Genomic DNA, 925 nt, shown 5'->3' on the forward strand with positions numbered 1-925 from the left:
CGCAAAAGCAACTGCCCTGATAACGTTCCGAATTGCCCATGATGTTCGTGCTTGTTGGCTTGCTGAGGGTGCTTCCACGATATTAGCGGCACGTAATGCACCACGTATCCGTCATGGCAGGACAAAGAGAATGGCAATCGGACATCACCTTTCGATCGGCCTTGCAATCGGCCAGGATATTGATGGACGTTTTCCGGTATTGCAGCGGCTTGCTGTCCTTGGCAACTGATCGCTTGGCCAGACAATCTTCCCGTGATTATGCTCAAGCATCCTGCATGAAAACCCTACCTCTCCTTGGTAGCGTGCAAACCCATTGCTACCATGAATTTGTCTTTTTTATCACTTCAAGGAGGCAAGCATGGCTGACAACCTCAATGAACGCGGACCGCAGGACCGCTCGCGTGTCAACGTCAATGAACCATGGGAATTGCAGTACTGGAGCAGGAAATTTGGCGTCAGCGAGGAGCAGTTGAAAGACGCGGTCAAGGCCGCCGGCACATCGGCTGACGCGGTGGGTAAGCATCTAGGGAAGNCTGACGCGGTGGGTAAGCATCTAGGGAAGTAAAGATTTCAGGGTGTCTGACAGACACCCTGCAAGGATTTGATGACACGCATGCTGCGCTGCATCAGCCGGAACCGCCTATTTGACTTCTTGTCCATTCCATACCGCGTTACTTGACGCACTCACTGGAGAAAGAAGATGAAAAAAATTGCTGCGGTCCTACTTGTGATGGTGATGGCTGGTTGCTCCAGCATGGGCATGAACACGTCCGGCCGCTCTGGCTCGGGCATGGGCGCCAGTGGCATGGATAACCGTAATTCGGTGATCGATCCCAATGGCAACCTCAACATCTATCACGGCGGCTAATCCCTGAACGGAACAGGCGAATTATTAACTCGGCTGTGTGCTTTAGCGTACTGAAGC

The 925-nt window shown here is 52.6% G+C and carries 3 protein-coding genes; all 3 read left to right on the plus strand.

Annotated elements, in window-relative coordinates; all coding sequences use genetic code 11:
* Positions 1–229: hypothetical protein (locus tag JK635_RS17670; RefSeq protein WP_202655267.1), on the plus strand; the 229-nt coding region annotated here is incomplete at its 5' end.
* A gap of 129 nt (positions 230–358) precedes the next feature.
* A complete protein-coding gene (locus JK635_RS17675; RefSeq protein WP_202655268.1) occupies positions 359–565 on the plus strand; it encodes a DUF3606 domain-containing protein in 207 nt (68 codons plus the stop codon).
* A gap of 135 nt (positions 566–700) precedes the next feature.
* Positions 701–868, plus strand: a complete 168-nt coding sequence (locus JK635_RS17680; protein ID WP_202655269.1) for a hypothetical protein — start codon at positions 701–703, stop codon at positions 866–868.
* Positions 869–925 lie beyond the last annotated feature (57 nt).

Source organism: Neobacillus paridis (assembly GCF_016765675.1).
Lineage (GTDB): Bacteria > Bacillota > Bacilli > Bacillales > Cytobacillaceae > Neobacillus > Neobacillus paridis.